This window comes from Anaerocolumna sedimenticola (assembly GCF_009931695.1).
Lineage (GTDB): Bacteria > Bacillota > Clostridia > Lachnospirales > Lachnospiraceae > Anaerocolumna > Anaerocolumna sedimenticola.
Genome location: NZ_CP048000.1, coordinates 972,737 through 991,450, shown reverse-complemented (window position 1 = coordinate 991,450; position 18,714 = coordinate 972,737). Strand labels below are relative to the sequence as shown.

General features: G+C 38.7%; 16 protein-coding genes. 14 read left to right on the top strand and 2 right to left on the bottom strand.

The window, feature by feature from the left end:
* Positions 1-118 precede the first annotated feature (118 nt).
* Positions 119-328: a helix-turn-helix transcriptional regulator gene (locus Ana3638_RS04380; protein ID WP_161836952.1), complete on the bottom strand. Its 210-nt coding sequence runs from the start codon at positions 326-328 to the stop codon at positions 119-121.
* Positions 329-333: 5 nt separating this feature from the next.
* Positions 334-675 carry a DUF3796 domain-containing protein gene (locus tag Ana3638_RS04375; RefSeq protein WP_161836951.1) on the bottom strand — a complete coding sequence of 114 codons (342 nt, stop codon included), beginning with the start codon at positions 673-675 and terminating at the stop codon, positions 334-336.
* A 209-nt stretch (positions 676-884) separates the two neighbouring features.
* Here Ana3638_RS04375 and Ana3638_RS04370 point away from each other — a divergent pair, with 209 nt between their 5' ends.
* The 14 genes from Ana3638_RS04370 (at position 885) to Ana3638_RS04310 (ending at position 18,712) form a co-directional block, all read left to right on the top strand.
* Positions 885-3,803 (top strand): leucine-rich repeat protein, encoded by a 2,919-nt coding sequence (locus Ana3638_RS04370; protein WP_161836950.1) that lies wholly within the window; start codon positions 885-887, stop codon positions 3,801-3,803.
* A gap of 250 nt (positions 3,804-4,053) precedes the next feature.
* On the top strand, positions 4,054-4,431 hold the full coding sequence (locus Ana3638_RS04365; protein ID WP_161836949.1) for a hypothetical protein: 378 nt from the start codon (positions 4,054-4,056) through the stop codon (positions 4,429-4,431).
* A gap of 247 nt (positions 4,432-4,678) precedes the next feature.
* Entirely contained in the window at positions 4,679-5,326 is a 648-nt protein-coding gene (locus Ana3638_RS04360; RefSeq protein ID WP_161836948.1) for a pentapeptide repeat-containing protein, read from the top strand.
* A gap of 56 nt (positions 5,327-5,382) precedes the next feature.
* The gene (locus Ana3638_RS04355) at positions 5,383-6,213 is read left to right on the top strand and encodes an AraC family transcriptional regulator (RefSeq protein WP_161836947.1); all 831 of its coding nucleotides are present in this window, start codon (positions 5,383-5,385) and stop codon (positions 6,211-6,213) included.
* A gap of 60 nt (positions 6,214-6,273) precedes the next feature.
* Positions 6,274-7,218, top strand: coding sequence for a hypothetical protein (locus Ana3638_RS04350; RefSeq protein WP_161836946.1), 945 nt, complete (start codon positions 6,274-6,276; stop codon positions 7,216-7,218).
* Between the two features lie 188 nt (positions 7,219-7,406).
* On the top strand, positions 7,407-9,146 hold the full coding sequence (gene kdpA / locus Ana3638_RS04345; RefSeq protein WP_161836945.1) for a potassium-transporting ATPase subunit KdpA: 1,740 nt from the start codon (positions 7,407-7,409) through the stop codon (positions 9,144-9,146).
* A 53-nt stretch (positions 9,147-9,199) separates the two neighbouring features.
* Positions 9,200-11,263, top strand: coding sequence for a potassium-transporting ATPase subunit KdpB (kdpB, locus tag Ana3638_RS04340; RefSeq protein WP_161836944.1), 2,064 nt, complete (start codon positions 9,200-9,202; stop codon positions 11,261-11,263).
* A gap of 173 nt (positions 11,264-11,436) precedes the next feature.
* On the top strand, positions 11,437-12,042 hold the full coding sequence (gene kdpC / locus Ana3638_RS04335) for a potassium-transporting ATPase subunit KdpC (RefSeq protein ID WP_161836943.1): 606 nt from the start codon (positions 11,437-11,439) through the stop codon (positions 12,040-12,042).
* A 101-nt stretch (positions 12,043-12,143) separates the two neighbouring features.
* Positions 12,144-14,840: a sensor histidine kinase gene (locus Ana3638_RS04330; protein WP_202621564.1), complete on the top strand. Its 2,697-nt coding sequence runs from the start codon at positions 12,144-12,146 to the stop codon at positions 14,838-14,840.
* The gene (locus tag Ana3638_RS04325) at positions 14,837-15,553 is read left to right on the top strand and encodes a response regulator (protein ID WP_161836942.1); all 717 of its coding nucleotides are present in this window, start codon (positions 14,837-14,839) and stop codon (positions 15,551-15,553) included. The genes Ana3638_RS04330 and Ana3638_RS04325 overlap by 4 nt, the downstream gene beginning before the upstream one ends.
* A 65-nt stretch (positions 15,554-15,618) precedes the next feature.
* Positions 15,619-17,181 (top strand): DUF4118 domain-containing protein, encoded by a 1,563-nt coding sequence (locus Ana3638_RS04320; RefSeq protein ID WP_161836941.1) that lies wholly within the window; start codon positions 15,619-15,621, stop codon positions 17,179-17,181.
* A 4-nt stretch (positions 17,182-17,185) separates the two neighbouring features.
* Positions 17,186-17,755 carry a response regulator transcription factor gene (locus tag Ana3638_RS04315; RefSeq protein ID WP_330587851.1) on the top strand — a complete coding sequence of 190 codons (570 nt, stop codon included), beginning with the start codon at positions 17,186-17,188 and terminating at the stop codon, positions 17,753-17,755.
* Positions 17,749-17,880: a winged helix-turn-helix domain-containing protein gene (locus Ana3638_RS26015; RefSeq protein ID WP_330587850.1), complete on the top strand. Its 132-nt coding sequence runs from the start codon at positions 17,749-17,751 to the stop codon at positions 17,878-17,880. The genes Ana3638_RS04315 and Ana3638_RS26015 overlap by 7 nt, the downstream gene beginning before the upstream one ends.
* Before the next feature lie 463 nt (positions 17,881-18,343).
* The gene (locus Ana3638_RS04310) at positions 18,344-18,712 is read left to right on the top strand and encodes a tetratricopeptide repeat protein (RefSeq protein WP_161836940.1); all 369 of its coding nucleotides are present in this window, start codon (positions 18,344-18,346) and stop codon (positions 18,710-18,712) included.
* Positions 18,713-18,714: the final 2 nt, after the last annotated feature.

The window sequence follows — 18,714 nt, the reverse complement described above, 5'->3', positions numbered from 1 at the left end:
ACCTTACTATTATAGAATAGCCAGAGAACATCAAACAATCTGTACTTGAGAAATAGGCCGGGCAGCCCCAAAAGCCCCAGATATTTTACCTTTCCGCAAAGCCTTATAAAGCGTCTCATTATTTTACCTCCTCACTGAATGAAAATAAATCTTCTACTGTGCAGGAGAAAACATGGGCAATATCCATGGCGAGCTTTAGAGATGGATTATAGCGGCCTTTCTCCAGATTAATGATAGTTTCCCGACGCACTCCAACAAGTGCGGCGAGTTCATCCTGTGTTATGTTATGTCTTGCTCTATATTCGCGCATTTTTGTAATCAAGGCCATGTTATTCACCCCCGTTGCTCTTTTATCTCAAGTGATGTGAGCACCAAAGTAAAGATGAACATGGATACAATGTAACATGACGCCAGAGCCATGTTGCTTGTTAAAATAGCTGGAAATAGAATTCGAATGATGATTGCAAGACTGGTAACGGCGCTTCCGGTAAAAAAACCAATGCATGCCGCTTGCCGCACATTCAGCAGGAACATCTCATCCGGTATTACAAAGAAATATCGGATATAATAAGCGAATCCAAAGAATCCCATCATACCGCGGTGTTCCTCAAATAGTCCTAAAATACCCAGCAGTGCCAGACACGATAAAAAACCTAATTTATTAATTTTCATCATTAATTACCTCCCTAGTAGTGGTATATTTCTAACATATTGTTATAAATATACCACTATTAGAAATTTTTGTCAATAGGGTACATGGTTAAAAAGGTACATCGATTTTTGACATTTATTACAGGTTGCAATAGGCCCTGATAATGCTACAATACTATTATGTTAACATGTTATGTAAACTGGTAATTAAGGAGCTGAAGGAGAATAGCGGAATGAATAAAAAGGGCAAAAATATATTGGCAATATTAATAATAGCAGGGGTTCTGCTCATATTGAAAGGCATAACGGCAGAGGCCTATGTAGGCAGTACCTTTACCTATGCTTATGATAATCAAACCCTTACTTACAAGGTTCTTAGTGAACCGACGGAGACAGAGAATGGAACTGCGGAAGTAATCAACGAGGAGGGAAGCAATGAAAAGCTATCGGGAGAAGTGAACATACCCCAGACGGTTACGAACAGAAATATGACATATAACGTAATTCGTATTGAGGACGAGGCTTTTATGGATGCAGTTAATATAACAGGTATTAAACTGCCGGATAAAATAACATATATCGGTGAAGATGCATTTAGAAACTGCGCCGGTTTAGCAAATATCAATATACCGGATGGAGTTACCGGTATAGAGGATGGTACATTTTCAGGCTGCAGCAGCCTGAAAAGCATGCATTTGCCTGACAGGGTATCCTATATCGGTAACAGTGCATTTAAGGATTGCGGTAAGCTTACGGGGATTAATCTTCCGGAAGCAGTAAAAAAGATTGGGAGGAGTGCTTTTTCAGGCTGCAGCAGTCTGACCTCCGTAAACATACCGGAAGGAGTAACCGGACTGGAAGATGAGGTATTTCAGGATTGTAGCAATTTAACATCGGTTATGCTGCCGGATAGTATTAAAAGTATAGGTAAGTATGCATTTAATAATTGCATTAGTTTAAAAAATATTCATTTATCAGATGAAATAACAAGTATTGGGGAATATGCCTTTTCTTACTGTTCCAGTCTGACGAGTATAAAAATACCCTATAAAGTTACTAAAATTGAGAACAGAACATTTATAAAATGTACCGGTCTGACCACAATCAGAATACAGGACAGGATAACAAGCATAGGAGATTTTGCGTTTTACGGCTGCAGCAGTTTAATAAGTATAAGTATTCCGGAGAATGTAACCAGTATAGGAAATTTTACATTTCAAGGCTGTGATAATTTAAGACCTATAAAGATACCAAGCCAGGTTACAAGTATAGGCGTCGGCAAATTCCCTTATACCGGTGTATTGGTATATAAAAATTCTTACGCGGAAACTTTCTTTGAAAAGAATTTTCCGGAGTATTATCAGATAATCAACCTGCCGTTAGAAGAAATGGTATTTTCTGAAGATGTTAAAAATATTGGAGTCGGAGATACCGTTACATTAAAGCCTGATTTTTATCCGGCATTTTCTTCTGATATAACAGGTAATATTATATGGACCAGTTCAAATCCCCATACTGTATCGGTGGATGCAAACGGTTCAGTCAGGGGCTTAAGCTCCGGAGAGGCAGATATATCTGCTGCTATGGGAAAATATCAGGCAACCTGTCATATTATTGTGGGAGGTACGGCTCTTAATCCTACGTCAATTACAATTGATGAAAAAAATCTGGCAATGAATAAAGGGGAATCCACAAAACTTCATCTTGATTTTACACCGGCAGATTCTACAAACCGGATGGTAACGTGGAAAAGTTCAGATAATTCGGTAGTTACCGTGGATAATGGGCGTATTTATGCGAAGGCACCCGGAACTGCTACGATAACTGCGATTTCCGGGACAGCCTCGGCAAATTGCAGAATTACGGTATATAATCCACTGAAAGAAATTTATTCAGACTATAACGAAATGAGATTGAATAAAGGTGAAACGAAAAGAATTGCAGTGTCGTATTATCCTATGGACACAACCGATGATAAAACTGTTGTATGGAGAAGCGAAGATGAATCCATTGCTATGGTGGAGGATGGTATTATTAAAGCGATAAGACCGGGAAAGACCACTATTATAGCGACCGTAGGGACATTAACCCATAGTATACCTGTAAGTGTGCTGGCTCCTGTAAAGTCAATCACATTTTCACAAGCATCGGTTGCCTTAACTGCCGGACAGAAGCAAACAGTAACTCTTGATGTACAGCCGGTGGATACGACGGATAATTTGGTAATAACCTCTACGGATGAATCGGTTGCAACCTATTCCGAGGGGATAATAACAGCAAAGAAGAGGGGAAAAGCTACAATTACTGCTGTATGCGGCTCATTATCTGCTTCCATCCAGGTTACAGTGGGTACGGATATAAAAAGTATTTCCCTGAACAAGCAAAATCTGAATCTTTATTTAGGTACAAGTGAAACTTTAACAGTAACTTATAATCCGGCTAACCCGGCGGATGACAAAACTGTCACATGGGCAAGCAGTGACGAGACCGTAGTAAAAGTCGATTCAAAAGGGAAAATACAAACAGTAGGGACAGGAACGGCAACACTTACAGCAATTGCCGGCGGCAATAAAAAGGCGTCATGTTCCGTTACTGTTAAACTTTCTGTACCTGCGGCTTTAAAAGCGGTATCCGGAGGTTTTAATAGTACTAAAATTTCCTGGGGAACGGTAAGCGGTGCCTCCGGTTACGAGGTTTACAAGGCTGATTCAAAAACAGGGGCTTATAAAATCATAAAAGCTACAACTGCAAAATCATTTACCAACACTGGCCTTACTACCGGAAAAACCTATTATTATAAAGTCAGAGCATACAGATATAAGGGAACAAAAAAAGTTTATAGCAGCTTTTCCGAAATAGCCGGTGCCAAACCGGTACCTTCCACACCTGGTGATGTGAAACTGGTAAAGGTAAGCTCAGGAAGAATCAGTTTTACCTGGAATAAGGTAAGCGGTGCCTCCGGTTATGAAATATACAGGGCTTCTTCTAAAACGAAAACGTATAGCCGTGTTAAATCCACTACTTCTTTACATTTTATCAATTACGGATTAACAAAAGGAAGAACCTATTATTATAAAGTCAGAGCATACAAAATAATCGGAAATCAAAAGGTTTATAGTAAGTTCTCTGCTATTTTCCCAATAAAAATATAATAATTTCATAAAAAACATTTGCTTTATGCTCCCAATAAGCCAGGCAGTTTAAACAGTATCTGTCTGTTATGTTGGGAGCATTTTTGATAAAAAAGGGTAAATCGACCGGAAAAACTATACAAAATATACCAGAAAAGGAAATATTAGTATAAAAACTTAGGGCAATAGTCCGGGTAGAAATAAATGGTAATGTCATATATAATTAATTTGTCGAATTTGGCAAAATTTAATCAAAAAAGGAGAGTAAAAAATGAAAAGGAGATTATCATTATTATTAGCAGTATTATTAGTACTTAGCTTTGCTTTAGTTGGCTGTGGCAGCAAAGAACCGGCATCCAAGCTCGAGGGTACAACTTGGGAGTTATCTGGCGGAAAAGATCCATCCGGTATTGAAGTTACAGCGGAGCAAATGGAACAGCTCGGAATGACTGAATTTACACTTGAATTCAAAAAAGATGGTGTTGTAACTGTCAATTTTGCAGGCGAGAGTCAAGATGGTACTTGGTCTGAAAAAGACGGTGTAGTAACCATTGGTTCGGAAGGCGAAAATATGACACTTAAATTAGAGGATGATGTATTGTCAATGGACCAGGACGGTACGACCTTAATGTTTAAGGAAAAGAAATAACTATCATCATTCTTGACTATTTGTTTAAATAATACCATATAAACAGATCATAAATTGAAGTGCACCTCCAAATGTTAGATTTTTTGTCTAACAATGGGGTGCATTTCAATTATGGTCTGTTTTTTATTATATCATTTATGTTTATTCCGGCTCCGGTGTTAATCAATTGTATTTCAGGATTGATTATCCAAAAGATAACGGCTACAATGATACTATACTAAAAATAATAAAATACGGGGATGGAGATATGAAGATTAATGTACCACTGGTAACTGAATTAAGAGATGCGGGACCTATGCTGAATCAAATCATTGAACTACAGGCCGAAGAGCGGGCAGCAGAAAGGTTATTGTTTACATCGGATTACCTTTCCGGGGAAGATTTATCAGGGATCGATTATAATATTGTTGAATTTGACAACTGCAAGCTGTTAGATTGCAACTTTAATAAAGTGGGATTTACAAATGTGTATTTTAAACACTGTGACATTTCCAATTGTACTTTTGAAAACGGTTATTTTAATCAGGTGGAATTCATCTCCTGTAAAGGCATGGGCTGTAAATTCCAAAACTCAGTTATCAAACATGTAAATTTTTCAGATTCTAATTTTACTTACTCAAATTTTGAACATTCTAAATTTCAGAAAGTGATTCTGGCATCCTCAAATTTCAGTAATGCCTGTTTGGCCGAATGTATATTAAAAGAGATGGAGTTAAAGGAGGTAATCTTAAATAATTGTGATTTCTTTAAGACTCCCTTAAAGGGAATCGATTTCAGAGAAAGCACCATAGATGGAATCCTGCTTTCCGATAACTATAAAGAACTGGCAGGAGCAATCGTGGATACCTACCAGGCTGCCGCCTTAGCGCGTCTTTTAGGATTGGAAATTAAATAGATTTATTATAGTTAATTTTTAACGGTAATGAGAATGATTAATCTTTGGAGGCAGCCATGATCACGAAAGAAAGTATTCAATCCTATCAGGGAATATCCCTGAATCGCGGAAGCAATTTTCTTTATCTATCTCCCCATATTTTGCTGCGACCTTATATCGCTAACTATACAATTTCTTTCCCGTCACCGCAAACGATGCCGGATGAATATACGGTTCTGCCTACGGCGAGTTCAACGCTTACCATATCTGTCGGTTCTGATACTATATTCAGCGGATTACGTGGAGTTAACACCAAAGCATGTAATGTCGGGGCTTTTGCAAATAAGATGAAGCTTCTGCTGCTGATCGAATTTCAACCGGGCGGGTTATATCCTTTTATCCAAATAGACCAGTTCGAGTTAGTTGATTCCTCCTTTAAGCTGGATGAGCTGGATAAAACATTTACGACAACACTGGAAAATGAGCTTATAAAATCCGAATCGGTTACGGATCTGGTTGAAACCCTGAACAGGATTTTTATTACCAAACTGATGAATTTCCAAACAAACAAAAGTGTTTTGGCAATGATGCAAGATATAGTTAAGCAGCATGGAAATAAAAGCACCGGTAAATTATCTTCTGAATACTATTATAGTGAAAAACAGATCCGGCGGTTATTTATGCGTTTTGTTGGCACCAGCCCCAAGATGTTTTCCCGAATTGTACGAACCAATTATGCATTGCATTTACTGCAAAGAGACTCCGTTTATCTAACGGATGTTGCTGTACAAGCCGGGTTTTTTGATCAACCTCATTTCATCCATGATTTTAGAATGGTCTGCGGTCTGACCCCGCAGGAATATATACATAATATGTCCGTTTTTTACAATGACCGTTTCAAAATGTAAGGTACAATAGGAACATCATTTACGCTACATTTTTTTAAAATTAATTCAGGAGGAAAGGATATGCAAATATTGAGTAAACAAACCTTAGAGGAAATACGCCGGTGGATTTACAAAAATGCAAGGCCGCTTGATTTAGCATTGTGGCAGTATCACTTTGAGAATGGAAGCAAGGAGGCTGTCCTTGCAATTTTGCCCTGCTATCAAAATAGCGACGGTGGTTTTGGAGGTGCCATAGAGCCTGATAACTGGAATCCGGCATCTACTCCATACAACGCACAGTTTGTTATAAGAATTCTTCGCCAAATTGATTTTTATGATACCGCACATCCCGTATATCAGGGATTGTTCCGCTATCTTGAGAATACGGAGTACAAAGCGGACTACGGCTGGTTTTTCATAATTCCGTCAAATGATAATTATCCCCATGCCAGGTGGTGGGATTATAACCCGCAGGATAATGTTTTTCAAAGCATCGGAATTACGGCAATTCTGTCCGGTTTTATCCTTCGGTATGGTGAAAAGCAATCGAACCTTTATCAAATGGCAAAGGAATATGCGAAATTATTAGTCTGCAAACTGCCTACAACAAAGAATTTCGGTGATATGGGAATAGGCGGATATTGCAGATTGCTGGATGATTTAGAAAGTGCTGGGCTAACAAAAGAATTTGATCACCCGGATTTTAGTGAGCAGATATTTTCTTTGGTCCGTAATAAAATACAGAACGAAACCGGTAATTTTATGGCGAATCCCCTGGAATTCGTTTTATCGCCAAACAGCAGATTCTATGATGAAAACAAACCGGAAGTAGAAAATGCACTTGATCAGATTATTTTAAACAGACCTGCTTCAGGCGTTTGGGACATACCCTGGGAATGGTATAACGGTAATGAGTACCCTAAAGCATTTGCTATCAGCGAGAACTGGTGGAAATCCTTTGAAGCAATTGAAAAACTACTACAATTAAAGAGATTTGGCCGGTTAGCCAAGGATATAATATTATAATATCATAGGAATCTGAAACAGCCGTTGCATGACCTAAAGTGCATCGGCTGTTTTAATGTAATTTTAATATGAGCCAAAAGAATTCTAACACCTATTTTATATCATCAATGTTATATTTTATAGCAAACAGGAGGAAAATAGCAAAAGGTTTAACCTGTATATTGAAAATAGAATGGAGCTTAGATGAAATGGTAAATGTTATAATTCAATATCTTTTATATTTAATTATTTTAGTTTTATTGGCCATTCCGCTGGGAAGTTATATCGGAAAGGTAATGAATGGTGAAAAAGTGTTTTTATCCAGGATATTTCTTCCATGTGAAAAATTCATATACCGTATCTTAAAAATCGACAATACGGAAGAAATGACATGGAAGAGATATGCGGCAAGTGTAATCAGCTTAAGTGTTATCAGCTTAGCGGTATTATTTTTAATTATTTTATTTCAAGGCTACCTGCCGCTAAATCCGGAGGGAGTAAAAGGTACCGGCTGGCATCTGGCTTTTAATACGGCAGTCAGTTTTATAACCAATACAAACTGGCAGGCTTACAGCGGCGAATCACAGCTATCCTATTTTACGCAGATGTTAGGGCTTACGGTCCAGAACTTTGTATCGGCTGCCGTCGGAATAGCTGTATTATTTGCGGTAATCAGAGGTTTTATCAATAAGCAGAAAGACAGGATAGGAAACTTTTGGGTGGATTTTACCAGAACTATTTTATATGTGCTGATTCCCCTGTCTCTTTTAGTCTCCGTTATTTTGGTGTCGCAAGGGGTGGTTCAGAATTTTAAACCATATGATACGGTGAAATTAGTGGAACCTATAACCCTTAAGGACGGAACCGTGGTAACGAATGAAATAGTTCCAATGGGCCCGGCTGCCAGTCAGATAGCAATAAAACAATTGGGAACCAACGGCGGCGGTTTTTTTGGAACCAATTCAGCATTCCCTTATGAAAACCCCACTGTCTTATCCAATTTGGTGCAGATGCTTTCCATTTTATTGATACCTGCGGCACTAGTATTTACTTTTGGGCGGAATATAAAGGATAAAAAACAGGGTATTGCCATATTTTCAGCTATGATGATTGTGCTGGTTATTGCTCTTGCCTGTGTAGCAGTAAATGAACAAACCGGAACACCACAGCTAGCGGCAAATGGCTCCGTAGATTTAAGTACAAAGAATCAGGCCGGAGGTAACATGGAAGGAAAAGAAGCAAGACTGGGAATAGCGTCATCGGTTACCTGGTCGGTTTTCACCACGGCAGCCTCCAACGGCTCTGTCAATTCCATGTTTGATTCCTACACACCCCTTGGCGGTATGGCATTAATGCTCTTAATACAGCTTGGTGAAGTTATATTCGGCGGTGTCGGAAGCGGCCTGTATGGTATGCTTGGCTTTGCTATATTAACCGTATTTATAGCCGGGCTGATGGTCGGGCGTACACCGGAATATCTGGGAAAGAAGATAGAACCATATGAAATGAAGATGGCAGTTTTAGCATGCCTTGCCACACCGGTTGCAATTTTAATCGGCAGCGGTATTGCAGCAGTGGTACCGGATATAACAGCAAGCTTAAATAATACCGGTGCACATGGGTTTTCCGAAATTTTATATGCCTATACCTCAGGAGGAGGAAACAACGGATCTGCTTTTGCAGGATTTTTTGCAAATACGGTATTTGTTAATGTGTCACTTGGACTGTGTATGTTGTTTGCCAGATTTGTACCAATGATTGCGATGCTGGCAGCAGCGGGAAGTCTTGCGCATAAGAAAAAGATAGCAGCAACAACCGGTACTCTTTCTACTAGTAATACCATGTTTGTTTTTTTGTTGATCTTTGTTATTTTATTAATCGGTGCGTTGAGCTTTTTCCCGGCATTAGCCCTGGGACCGATTGCAGAACACCTTAAAATGCTGGGCTAGCAAATTTGTGCTGACGCCCAAATTCACGGGTATCGGCAGTATGGAGGATTTATATGAAAGAGAATACAATGTTTGATAAAAAAATACTCATACGGGCTTTAAAGGAATCATTTATAAAATTATCACCTAAAATACAGTTAGAAAATCTGGTTATGTTTTTAGTTTACGTTTCCGCCATATTAACAAGCGGATTATTTATCCTTTCCTTGTTTGGAATAGAAGATGCTCCTACCGGTTATATTTTAGGAATTTCCGTTATTTTATGGTTTACTGTTCTTTTCGCCAATTTTGCCGAAGCGATTGCGGAAGGCAGGGGAAAAGCCCAGGCGGATTCTCTTCGTTCAGCGAAAAAGGATGTGGAAGCCCATAAAATTCCGTCCGTTGATAGTAAGGATAAACAGGAAGTTATATCGTCGGCTCTTTTGAAGAAAGGTGATCTTGTTATTGTAAGGGCAGGAGAACAGATTCCTGCGGACGGAGAAGTCATACTAGGAGCGGCTTCCGTGGATGAAAGTGCCATAACAGGGGAATCCGCACCGGTTGTCAGGGAAGCAGGCGGTGACAGAAGTGCCGTAACGGGAGGTACAACAGTAATCTCCGATTGGCTTATCATTGAAGTAACCAATGAAGCAGGTGAAAGTTTCCTGGACAAAATGATAGCTATGGTAGAAGGTTCCTCCAGAAAAAAGACTCCCAATGAAATAGCCTTGCAGATTTTTTTAATTGCGTTGTCGGTTATCTTTATCCTGGTTACGGTTTCCTTATATTCGTATTCCTTATTTTCATCAAAACAGGCTGATATTCCTAACCCGACTTCTGTTACTTCCTTAATCGCACTTTTAGTATGTCTTGCGCCTACTACGATCGGTGCTTTATTATCTTCTATCGGTATCGCAGGAATGAGCAGACTAAATCAGGCTAATGTACTTGCCATGAGCGGCAGGGCAATTGAGGCGGCAGGAGATGTGGATATTCTGATGTTGGATAAAACAGGTACTATAACCCTTGGCAACCGCCAGGCAAGCGAATTTATCCCGGTAGACGGGTTTACTGTTTTAGAATTGGCAGATGCAGCCCAGCTGTCCTCTTTACCCGATGAAACTCCGGAGGGCAGAAGTGTTGTGGTACTTGCGAAAGAAAAGTTTGGTATCAGGGAACGTAATTTAAATGAACTTCATATGGTATTCGTACCTTTTACCGCCGCAACCAGAATGAGCGGTGTAGATATAAAAGGCTGTGAGATACGTAAAGGTGCGGCTGATTCCATGAAAGCATATGTGCAGAAATTTGGTAATCAGTACAGCGGGGAATGTGATGCAGTTGTTAAAAGAATCGCGAACCAGGGAGGAACACCGTTAGTGGTAACAAAAGACCACACCGTATTGGGAGTAATTTATTTAAAAGATATTATTAAGTCGGGCGTAAAAGAAAAGTTCGCAGATCTTAGGAAAATGGGTATAAAAACCATTATGATTACCGGGGATAATCCTTTAACGGCTGCGGCAATCGCTGCCGAGGCCGGTGTGGATGATTTTCTTGCGGAAGCCACACCGGAAGGAAAACTCTCCATGATACGAGAATTCCAGTCACAAGGCCATTTAGTTGCAATGACAGGGGACGGTACCAATGATGCCCCGGCACTGGCCCAGGCAGATGTTGCAGTTGCAATGAATACGGGAACACAGGCGGCAAAGGAAGCCGGCAATATGGTGGATTTGGATTCGTCTCCGACAAAGTTAATTGAGATTGTAAGGATTGGTAAGCAGCTGCTTATGACCAGAGGAAGCCTTACCACCTTTAGTGTCGCAAATGACCTGGCCAAATATTTCGCTATTATCCCGGCTTTGTTTGTAGGATTATATCCGGAATTGTCCGCTTTAAATATTATGAGGCTGCACAGTGCGGAAAGTGCGGTGTTCTCAGCAATCATTTACAATGCACTTATTATTGTTGCATTAATTCCTCTGGCATTAAAAGGAGTAAGGTATAGGGAACTACCGGCAGGTAAACTTTTGTCCCAAAATTTACTCGTATATGGCCTGGGCGGAATAATTACTCCATTCCTGTTTGTCAAACTGATTGATCTGATCATTGTGGCAACGGGACTGGTTGGGTAGTAGGTAATGCGAAACTATGTTGTTTTCTGAATATACCAGCTATTCATACAAATTTCATAGCTTCAGTTGCCTTTAGGGCAAGATTCAGCTCAAAAATTTGTATGAATTGCATGGTATAAATAAAGTTATTTTGTTTCGCAATTACCTTTTATTGGGTAAGAAAGAGAGGAAATATGAATACAATAAGACCAATATTACTAAGAGCAGTTAACATGCTTTTTATCATGACTTTATTATGCGGAATCATTTATCCGCTATTGATTACAGGAATTTCACAGTTATTTTTTAAGGATAAGGCTAACGGCAGTTTGATTGAAGTAAATGGTGTAAAATATGGAAGTGAACTGCTGGGACAGCAATACGGCGGGGATAACTATTTATGGGGAAGAATTATGAATATTAATACGGATCTATTTACAGATACAGAAGGAAATGCTTTAATGTATGCAGGACCTTCCAATATAAGCCCTGCCGGTGAAAAGTATCAAACCCTGATTGAGGAAAGGGTAGATAAAATCAGGCAGTCAGATCCGGATACGACTATGGATAAAATACCGGTTGATTTAGTTACAATTTCCGGTAGTGGAATGGATCCCCATATTAGTGTGGCTGCGGCTGAATATCAGATTAAACGGATTGCCCAAACCCGTAATATGACGGAAGATAAGGTCAGAGCGATTATCGATCAATACACAACCGGCAGATTTGCAGGAATATTTGGTGAAAGAGTAGTAAATGTTTTAAAAGTCAATCTGGCTTTGGACGGAATTTTACAATAGACTCCGGTTAAAATCGAACCGGCAGGTTTGATTTTTATGACACCCAAAACCGAAGCAAGTGATAAATTTTTGATAAAATCAGTTAGAAAGAAGGCGGCCTGGTGGAAGATAATTTTCGAAATCCCGACTTATTATTAAAACAAATAGAGGAAAGTGAAGAGCAGCAGGGAAAAGGCAGGTTAAAGATCTTTTTCGGATACGCGGCTGGCGTAGGTAAAACCTATGCCATGTTAGAGTCTGCTCATGTAGCAAAAGAAGCCGGACTTGATGTTGTTATAGGATATGTGGAACCTCATACCAGGCCGGAGACCATGGAATTAACAAAAGGGTTGGAGACGTTACCCAACCTGTCCGTAAATTATACTAATATGATTCTGCATGAATTTGATCTGGACAGTGCCCTAAAACGAAAACCTCAGCTTATTCTGGTGGATGAGCTTGCACACACCAATGCGCCCGGCTGCAGGCATGAAAAGAGATATCAGGATATTCAGGAATTACTTAAGGCAGGGATTGATGTTTATACAACGGTAAATGTTCAGCATTTGGAGAGCTTAAACGATGTAATTGCCGGAATTACCGGCATTATTGTACGGGAGAGAATACCGGATTTTGTATTTGATAAATCAAACCAGGTGGAAATGGTGGATATAGAACCGGAAGAACTATTAGAACGGCTGAAGCTGGGAAAAATATATAAAGATAAACAGGCTAAAAAAGCACTTAATCATTTTTTTACCGTTGAAAATCTGGTTTCCCTTCGGGAAATTGCACTTCGGAGAATGGCGGACCGGGTAAATCTGATACAGGAAAAATCTTGTGGCGGTGTAAAAGAGACAGAAGGAATTGTAATGGAGCATATCCTCATCTGTCTGTCTCCCTCTCCCTCCAATGAAAAAGTAATAAGACAGGCGGCCAGAATGGCAAATGCATTTCATGGTAAGTTCACTGCCTTTTACGTTGAAACCTCCGGGTTTGCGGAAATGTCGAAAGAGGATTCCGACCGTTTAAAAAAGAATACCAGGCTGGCAGAACAATTAGGGGCTAAAATCGTAACATCGTATGGAAGTGATATCGTAGAACAGATTGCGGAGTATGTTAAGGTTGCAAGGGTATCGAAAGTAGTTTTAGGAAGAACCTATACGAAAAGAATGTTGTTTTCCGTAAAGGAGAGTTTTTCAGAACGGCTTTCAAAGCTTGCCCCGCAGTTGGAAATATTTTTAGTACCGGATTCCTTTGATAAAAAATATATAATAAAATCAAAAGCAGCCCGAAATCGGTTAAAAAGTGAAAATGTTCTAATTGATATTCTGGCATCAGTGGGTATTATGACCATTGCAACGGTAATAGCATATTTATTCAGTTATTTAGGTTTCAGTGATGCCAATATAATAATGGTTTATCTGTTAAGTGTATTATTTACTGCTTTAGCAACGAAACTAAGGATATGCAGCGTAATTTACAGTGTCGCCAGCGTTTTTGTATTTAATTTCTGTTTTATAGAGCCCACGTTCACTTTTACAGTAAATAATACGGAATATATTGTAACGTTTGTTATTATGTTCGTAACTGCTTTTATAAGCTCTTCCTTGACACAAAAGGTGAAAAACCATGCAAAACAGGCTGCAAAAAAGTCTTACCGGACTGAAATTCTTCTGGAAACCAGCCGCAGACTGCAAAAGGCAGATAAACCGGAAGATATTATTATCCATACAGGAGAACAGTTAGGGAAGCTGTTAGAGAAGAATATTTATTTTTTCCTCGGTAACCCGGAAAATAATAAAGAGCCTTTTATCTATAAATTTCACGATGATGTCACAAATATCCTGAATAAGGAAGAACTTGCCGTTGCCCAGTGGACTTTTAAGAACAACAAACATGCCGGATTCTCCACAACTACATTACCGGGTGCCAAGTGCCTGTATCTGGCAGTACGTAACAGTGAAAAGGTATTTGCAGTAGTTGGCATTGACATGAAAAGAAAAGAAATTCCTGCATTTGAAAAAGATATTATGAGTGCTATCTTAAACGAGTGCTCCCTGGCTCTGGAAAAAGAAGAATTGGCAAGGGAGCAGAAAGAAGCAGCGATAAAATTGCAGCAGGAACAGTTAAGAGCCAATCTTTTACGTTCCATATCCCATGATTTACGGACACCCCTTACCAGCATTTCGGGAAATGCAGGGGTCCTGATAGGCAATGCGGATAAAATAAGCAGTGATCAAAGGCAGAAGCTGTATGTGGATATTTATGATGATTCCATGTGGCTGATTAATTTAGTGGAAAATTTATTGTCGGTTACCCGGATTGAAAATGGTACCATGAATTTAAACTTACAGGCGGAATTGTTAGAAGACGTTATATCAGAGGCATTAAAACATATTAACAGAAACAGTATTGAACATCGGATACGGGTTGAGGAAGAAGATGATCTTCTGGTTGCAAAAATGGATGCAAAATTAATTATGCAGGTTATTATTAATTTAGTAGACAATGCAATTAAATATACGGAAAAGGGTTCTGAAATCTGCATTTCCACTAAAAAAAGGAAAAGCGAAATCATTGTTGAGGTGGCGGATAATGGAAGCGGAATAGCGGATGAACAGAAAGAAAAACTGTTTGATATGTTTTATACGGTGAATAACTCCGTTGCTGACGGCCGGCGCGGTATGGGATTAGGGCTTGCCTTATGTAAATCCATTATCAATGCACACGGGGGTGAGATCAGCGTACATGATAATATACCGAAAGGAACCATGTTTCGATTTACTCTAAAAGCAGAGGAGGTAATATTACGATGATGAATGGAAAACCAAACATTTTAGTAGTGGAAGATGATCCGCCAATCAGAAATCTCATAACAACAACCCTTGAGACTCAGAATTATAAATATATCACGGCAGCCTCTGGGGGGAAAGCTTTATTTGCGGTTACGTCAGGAAAGCCGGATATTATTTTATTGGATTTGGGACTTCCGGATATGGATGGTGTAGAGGTAATTAAAAAACTGCGTTCCTGGTCCGTAATTCCCATTATTGTAATAAGCGCACGCAGTGATGATAAAGATAAAATACAGGCCTTGGATGCCGGAGCAGATGACTATCTTACAAAACCTTTCAGTGTGGAGGAGCTTCTTGCAAGGCTGCGTTCTACCTTAAGGAGAATTCAATATCTGGAAGCAAGGGGTACCGTAGAAGAATCCGTCTTTCATAACGGAGACTTAACAATTGACTATACCTCAGCCACCGTAAAACTGGGTGAGCGGGAAATTCATCTGATGCCTATGGAATATAATCTTCTGTGTCTTTTGGCTAAGAATGTAGGTAAGGTTTTAACGCATCATTATATTCTTGATAAAGTATGGACCAATGCATTAGAAAGTGACTTATCTTCCCTTAGAGTTTATATGGCATCGTTACGTAAAAAAATAGAGAAAGACAAAACTGAGTCCAAATATATACAGACCCATATCGGTATTGGTTACCGGATGATTAAAATTGATAGTGATAAATAATGATAATTATTATTGGAACTAATTTTACGAATTGTCTGTTTTAATAATAGGCGGAGTTGATATAAATGAGAAATTTTTCGATGGATACGGCAAATGAAAAAATATTGGATTTAACACTAAATGATAAAGGGAAGAAGCAAAATACATTAATAAAACTTGTAATTATGGTATTTATCATGATGATATGTACCGGAATAGCAATGATTTTTTTTCAGATAAAAATGTTTGAATCAAATATAGTGATGATCTATCTGTTAGGTATACTTATCTTTACCTATTTAGCAGAGGGTTACATCTATAGCTTAATCTCTTCAAGCTGTGCGGTGCTGCTTTATAACTTTTTCTTTACACAGCCGTATTTTAACTTAAAAGTACATGATCCGGATTATATCATTACATTTATGGTAATGTTTATAGTTGGATTTATTACCAGTATGCTGACCATTCGGGTAAAAAAGGAGAGGCAGCTTGTTGAAGTACGGGAAAAGTATATAGCCTCCCTGTATTATATAGAAAAAAAATTACTTGATGTGAAAAGCAAAGAAGAATTAGCGGATACCTCTGCCGAAGAGATGTCAAAATTACTGAATGCAGATATACTTGTACAATTCAACAATTCTAACGGAGAGCTGCTTTATAAAAGTACCTGTGGTAAGGAAAGCTTTCTTGGACTTATTGACCAATCAGCCAGTTTAGAGACATTACAGTCAGGAATCCCTAGCGGTTTTGGGACCACACTTTTTTCTGAGGCTAAAGCATTTTATAAACCCATATTAAGTCAAAGCGGAATTTTGGGAGTTATAGGTATTTCACTGGGAAATGAGTCCGTCCTGAATCATGATCAAAGTACATTTATAGACGTCATTATTCCACAAATAGCTGTTGTATTGGAACGTCAGAAAATATCCGAGGAGCAGCATAAAGTACAAATTGAGATGCAAAAGGAGCGTTTGCGTGCTGATATGTTACGCTCCATTTCTCATGATTTTCGTACCCCCTTAGCAGGCATTATGGGGTTAGCCAGTACGGCGCGGGATAATTATGAAAAGATCAGTGATGAAATCAGGAAAAACTTCTTACAGAGCATTTATGAAGATGCGGACTGGTTAAATGAGTTAGTGGAAAATATATTACAGACTACACGGTTTGATGAGGGCAGAGTAAAGCTCAATTTTGAGGAGGAGGCGGCCGAAGAGATTATTACGGATGCGGTTACACATGTGAAAAAACATGCTCTTAACTATAATATTTTCGTAAAGATACCGGATGAAATCCTATTGATAAAAGTGGACGGAATATTAATAAGGCAGGTTTTAGTAAATCTTTTAAATAATGCAATAAACTATTCTCCTGAGGGAAGCGATATTATTGTCTCCCTGTATCGTGAATCAGATCGGGTTGTATTTGAAGTGAAAGATAACGGGCCAGGCTTTTTGAAAGATGAATTATCCCACGTATTTGACCGATATTATCATAATTCGAAAAATACCGGAAACCGAAAAGGGATGGGATTAGGGCTGCCGCTTTGTAAATCAATAATCGAAGCTCATAATGGAAATATATCAATCAGAAATTATGAACCGCATGGTACCATTGTGAGTTTTTATATCTTAACGGAAAAGGAGTAAACCTATGGAACCGCTTATTTTAATTGTAGATGATGAAAAGTCAATAAGAAGTTTTCTTAGAGTATCCATTGAAATGCAGGGATATAAGTGTATGGATGCTTCGGATGGTTCCAGCGCTCTGATGTTAGCGGTATCTCAGAATCCGGATATCTTAATATTAGACCTTGGTCTACCGGATATGGACGGAGTTGATGTTATAAAAAAATTACGGACGGTATCTCTGATGCCCATTATTATTATTTCTGCCAGAGGGCATGACAGAGAGAAAATTGAAGCACTTGACGCCGGGGCGGATGATTATCTTACCAAACCTTTTAGCGTACCTGAATTGCTGGCACGTATCAGGGTTATTTTAAGGCATAAAAACTATGAGAATATTCCTGACATAGAGATAAATCCAAGTTATAAAATAAAAGACTTAACCATTGATACGGATAAACACAGGGTCTGGATTAATGAAAAGGAAATACGATTAACTCCAAATGAATATAAGGTATTGGTTTTATTAGCCCGGAATCGGGGGAAAGTTCTTACGCATAAATACATTGCAGAAAACATCTGGGGGGTATGTTAACAAGTGATACGAAATCACTGCGGGTATGCATGGGCAATTTAAGGAGAAAACTTGGCGAAGACCCATCACAGCCGGAATATATCATAACAGAAATCGGGGTTGGATATCGATTGGTAGACGAATAAGAAAAGATGTATCATATGATATAGGACCGTTGCTAATTCTTATAATTATAACTTACACCTGGAATACAGGTTACTATTCCGTAAGTTTAATACTATAAGAATTAGTAACGGTCCTTTTTTATCCCATAGGAAACATCCTTCTATGAGATAAAAACGCTCTGCATTGGACACGCCAGACGTATTCTTATCCAAAAATTATTTGGATAAGAAAATACTTACACAAAACTTATACGAAATAATTTATTCTTAACTTATGAAATAAATTTAAACTTCATTTCCGGCAGGCGTAACCGGGCCGAAGATTGATGAAAAAGTATTTCACAAAGGGGTTATTATAAAACAGCCCCTTGGAAAGAGTGAAAGAAAATATAATTAAGAAAGGATGCCACGATGTGATTCTTTCACTCATTTTATTTGTGGCAATCCCGCTGAAAGGTAAACGGGATGTAATGGGTGTAAAAATATGTATGATTATGAAATGATGTCAGGTAAATTACGTATGTATATGAAAGATGCAGTCAGTAATCTTAAAAATAATGAGTATGAAGAATCATATAAACTTATAATGAAAGCGATCAATATTGATCCTAATGCTGCGGAGCCCCATAATCTTCTCGGAATCTGGTATGAATTCAAAGGAGAGAATGACTTAGCCAGGAAACATTACAGAATCTCATATGTACTGAATCCCACATATAAACCGGCCAGTGTTAATTTGGAACGGGTCAGTACCTTATTTCCATATAAAAATATCGAAGTTGATTTTGGTGATGTGAATACTGATATAAGCAATCAAGGAACAAAAGAAACACATTTAAAAGAAGCTAATTAATG